General features: G+C 76.0%; 1 protein-coding gene. It reads left to right on the forward strand.

The features are described 5' to 3' along the window. The first annotated feature begins 18 nt into the window (after window positions 1-18). Complete coding sequence (locus tag ABDW21_RS10815) at window positions 19-4,749, forward strand: cation-translocating P-type ATPase (RefSeq protein ID WP_343710451.1); 4,731 nt, start codon at window positions 19-21, stop codon at window positions 4,747-4,749. Window positions 4,750-4,786 lie beyond the last annotated feature (37 nt).

A 4,786-nucleotide genomic window follows, 5' to 3' on the forward strand; every position in this document is an offset into this window, starting at 1 on the left:
GGCGGCGCGGCCGGGGTGATGCGGGCCGGGCTGCACGGCGTCGCGGGCGCGGCGGGCGCGGCCCAGCTGCTGGCCGGACCGGTGCTGGAATCGGTGGCGCATTCGACCACCCGCCTACTCGGGAACGGTACGCAGCCCGGCGCCCCCGACCGCGCCGCCCCGCCGGTGCGGTGGCAGAGCGGGCAGCGGGTGCACCTGGACCTGGATCCGCTGCTGCCGTTCCCCCGCTGGTACGAGAACGCCGCCGTGGTGCAAGAACCGGTCCGCGAGATTGCGGGTGTGGCCGCCGCCCATGTCGAGGGCGCGCTGGGCCGGCTGGTGGTCGAACTCGACGACGACGCCGACACCGACCGGGTGCTGGACACGGTGCGGGACGTCGTCGCCGCCGCGGCCGCCGGACTGGCGGCGGGATCGGCGTCGGCGCCCCGGACCGCGCCGTTCGCCGACCCGGGTAACCCGCTGGCGATCCTGGTTCCGCTGACCGCCGCGGCGATGGACGTGCTGGCGATCGGCGCCGCCGTCACCGGCTGGGTCGTCCGGCTGCCCGCAGCGCCGCGAACCACCCGGGCCGCGGCCGCCCTGATCAGCAACCAACCGCGAATCGTGTCGTTCCTGGAGTCGCGGCTCGGCCGCGTGGGCACCGACCTCGCGCTCAGCGCGTCCACCGCGGCGGCTAACGGGTTGACCCACGCCGTCGGCACACCGCTGCTCGACCTGGCGCAGCGGGCCCTGCAGATGTCGGAGGCCGCAGCCCACCGGCAGCGGTGGCGACGCCGCGAACCCCAGCTCGCGTCGCCGCAGCGGCCGCAAGCCCCGGTGGTTCCGGTGATCTCGTCCGCCGGTGCCGACTCGCAGACGCCGCGACACGGCTGGGCGGGCGCGGCGGCCGGTGAGGCGTCGCACGTCGTCGTCGACGCGGCCATCGACGCGGCGATCGACACCGCCAAGGGGTCCATGGCCGGGCCGGTGGAGGACTACGCCGAGCAGGCCGCGAACGGTTCGCTGGTCGCCGCGGCGGGCGCGCTGCTGGCCGGCGGCGGCGCCGAAGACGCCGCGGCCGCGATCCTGGCCGGAGTGCCCAAGGCCGCGCACATGGGCCGGCAGACGTTCGCCGCGGTCCTGGGCCGCGGCCTGGCCAACGGCGGGCAGCTGGTGCTGGATCCGGGCGCGCTGCGCCGACTGGACCGGGTGCGGGTCGTCGTCGTCGACGGCGCTGCGCTGCGCGGAGACGCCCGCGCGGTGCTGGCGGCGCACGGCGCGGCCGCCGGCTGGGACGCCGACCGGGTCTACGAGGTCGCCGACGCCCTGCTGCACGGCGAGCAGGCGCCCGACCCCGACCCCGACGAACTGCCGGCCACCGGCGCCCGGTTGCGGTGGGTGCCGGGTGAGGGGCCGTCGGCGGCGCCCGCCCAGGGCCTCGAACACGCCGACCTGATCGTCGACGGCGACTGCGTGGGCAGCGTCGACGTCGGCTGGGAGGTCGACCCGTTCGCGATCCCGCTGTTGCAGACCGCGCACCGCACCGGAGCGCGGGTGGTGCTGCGGCACGTCGCCGGCACGCAGGACCTGGCGGCCAGCGTCGCGGCGACGTATCCGGCCGGCACCCCGCTGCTCACGCTGGTCCGCGAGCTGCGGGCAGACCGCGGGCCGGTCCTGCTGATCACCGCCCTGCACCGCGACTTCGCGTCGACCGACACCCTGGCGGCCCTCGCCGTCGCCGACGTCGCGGTCGCCCTCGACGATCCCCAGGCGGCCACCCCGTGGACCGCGGACATCATCGCCGGCACCGACCTGGCCGCGGCGGTGCGGATCCTCTCGGCGCTGCCGGCGGCCCGCAAGGCCAGCGAGTCGTCGGTGCGGCTGGCTCAGGGCGGCACCACGCTGGCCGGGCTGCTGCTGGTCACCGGCGATCCCCGCAACACCGGCAGCCCGCTGGCGCTGCGGCGCTGGCTCAACCCGGTCAACGCGGCCGCGGCCAGCGCGCTGGTGTCGGGGGCCTTCGCGGCCGACGCCGTGCTGCGTCAGCCCGATCCCACCCCGCAGCCGCTGACCGCCTGGCACGCGCTGGACCCCGAGATCGTCTATGCGCGGCTGGCCGGCGGCACGCGACCGTCGGCCACCGAGCCCGGGGTGCCGTCGTGGCGGCGCCGCCTCGACGACCTGTCCTACAGCCCGCTGCTGGCCCCGCTGCGCGAGCCGGCCGCCTTCGTCGGGCGGCTGGCCGCCGCGACGCGGGCCGAGCTCGCCGACCCGCTGACCCCGATCCTGGCGGTGGGTGCGGCGGCGTCGGCGATCATCGGCAGCAACGTCGACGCGCTGCTGGTCGCGGGCGTGATGACGGCCAATGCGATCACCGGCGGGGCCCAACGGCTGCGGGCCGACGCCGCGGCCGCCGATCTTTTCGCCGAACAGAATCAACTCGCGCGCCGCGTCGTCGTGCCCGCGGTGGCGACGACGCGGCGCCGGCTGGAGGCCGCGCAGCGTTCCGAGCGCACCGTCACGCTCGCCGCAAGCGCCCTGCGGGCGGGCGACGTGATCGAACTGGCCGCACCGGACGTGGTGCCGGCGGACGCCCGGCTGCTGGTGGCCGAGGACCTCGAGGTCGACGAATCCCTGCTCACAGGAGAGTCGCTGCCGGTCGACAAGCAGGTCGAGCCGGTCGCCGCCGCCGACACCGAACGGGCCAGCATGCTGTTCGAGGGCAGCACCATCGTCGCCGGCCGCGCCCGGGCGATCGTGGTGGCCACCGGGGTCGGCACCGCCGCGCACCGGGCGATTTCAGCGGTCGCCGACGTCGAGTCGGCCGTCGGCGTCCAGGCCCGGCTGCGCGAGTTGACCGGCAAGGTCCTTCCCCTGACGCTGGCCGGCGGCGCCGCCGTCACGGGTTTGGCGTTGCTGCGGCGGGCGTCGCTGCGGCAGGCGGTCGCCGACGGCGTCGCCATCGCGGTGGCCGCCGTCCCCGAGGGCCTGCCGCTGGTGGCCACGCTCGCCCAGCTGGCCGCCGCGCAACGGCTGTCGGCGCGCGGGGTGCTGGTCCGGGCTCCCCGCACCCTCGAAGCGCTCGGCCGCGTCGACACCGTGTGCTTCGACAAGACCGGCACGCTCACCGAGAACCGGCTGCGTGTCGTGCGGTCGGTACCCGCGGGAGCAAGCCCGCGGCGATTTCACGACGTCGCCGACCCGCGGGCAGCCGAGGTGCTGCGCGCCGCCGCCCGCGCGTCCACCCAGCCGCACAACGGACAGGGGCACGCGCACGCCACCGACGAGGCGATCCTGACCGCGGCCGATTCGCTGCCCGGTGGTTCGGGGTGGACGGTGCTCGCGGAGGTGCCGTTCGAGTCCAGCCGCGGCTACGCCGCGGCGATCGGCACCGCCGACGGGGCGGAAGCTCCGATGCTGATGCTCAAGGGTGCCCCGGAGACCGTGCTGCCGCGCTGCCGGTTCGCCGATCCGGACGCCGACCCCGGTCACGCCGAGTCGGTGGTGCACGACCTCGCCGAGCAGGGTCTGCGGGTGTTGGCGGTCGCCCGGCGTTCCTGGGACCGGCCCACCGACGACGACGCCACCGACGCCGACGCCGTCGACGCCGCCGCGCAGGACCTGGAGCTGATCGGCTACGTCGGCCTGGCCGACACCGCGCGGCCGTCGGCGCGGCCGCTGGTCGAGGCGCTGCGCGACGCCGGGCGCAACGTCGTGCTGATCACCGGCGACCATCCGGTGACGGCGCGGGCGATCGCCGGGCAACTGGGCCTGCCGGGCGATGCCGCGGTGATCACCGGCGCCGAGCTCGCCGGCTTCGACGAGGACGCCTTCGCCGCGGTCGCCGCGGGCGTGCAGGTCTTCGCGCGGGTCAGCCCGGAACAGAAGGTGCAGATCGTCGCGGCGCTGCAGCGCTGCGGGCAGGTGACCGCGATGGTCGGCGACGGCGCCAACGACGCCGCCGCCATCCGGATGGCCGACGTGGGCATCGGGGTGAGCGGGCGGGGCTCGTCGGCTGCCCGCGGCGCAGCCGACATCGTGTTGACCGAGGACGACCTCGGGGTGCTGCTCGACGCGCTGGTCGAGGGCCGCGGCATGTGGGCCGGGGTGCGCGACGCGGTGACGATCCTGGTCGGCGGCAACGTCGGCGAGGTGCTGTTCACCATCATCGGGACCGCGTTCGGCGCCGGGCGGGCGCCGGTGGGGACCCGGCAACTGCTGCTGGTGAACCTGCTGACCGACATGTTCCCCGCGCTCGCGGTGGCGGTCACGCCGCAGTACCGGCAACCTGAGCCGGGCGACGGGCACAGCGACGAGGAGGCCGAGGAGGCGCACCGCGCCTACCGGCGCGCAGTTCTCGCCGAACCGACGCCGTCGCTGGATGTGCCGTTGATGCGGCAGATCGTCACCCGCGGCGCCGTCACGGCCGCCGGCGCCACCGCCGCCTGGGCTATCGGCCGCTGGACGCCGGGCAGCCAAAGACGCACGGCGACAATGGGATTAACTGCCCTGGTGACCACACAGCTGGCGCAGACGCTGCTGGCCCGCCGGCACAGCCCGCTGGTGGTGGCTACTGCGCTGGGCAGCTCCGCGGTTTTGGTGGGCATCGTCCAAACCCCCGGCATCAGCCACTTCTTCGGGTGCACGCCGTTGGGGCCGGTCGCCTGGAGCGGCGTGATCGGTGCGACCGCCGCGGCCACCACCGTCTCGTTGCTGGCACCGCGGTGGCTGGCCACGACCGTCGGCGTCGCGTCACCCGATCAGCGGTAGGCCTGAATGCGGCGGCGGCCGAACACCGAAGGTCTAG

The sequence above is a fragment of the Mycobacterium sp. genome (genome assembly GCF_039583805.1).
In the GTDB taxonomy this organism is placed as follows: domain Bacteria; phylum Actinomycetota; class Actinomycetes; order Mycobacteriales; family Mycobacteriaceae; genus Mycobacterium.

What these genes read in the sequence shown, in the direction of transcription:
- ABDW21_RS10815 (WP_343710451.1), top strand. Translation starts at nt 19, where the DNA reads ATGCGGGCCGGGCTGCACGGCGTCGCGGGCGCGGCGGGCGCGGCCCAG.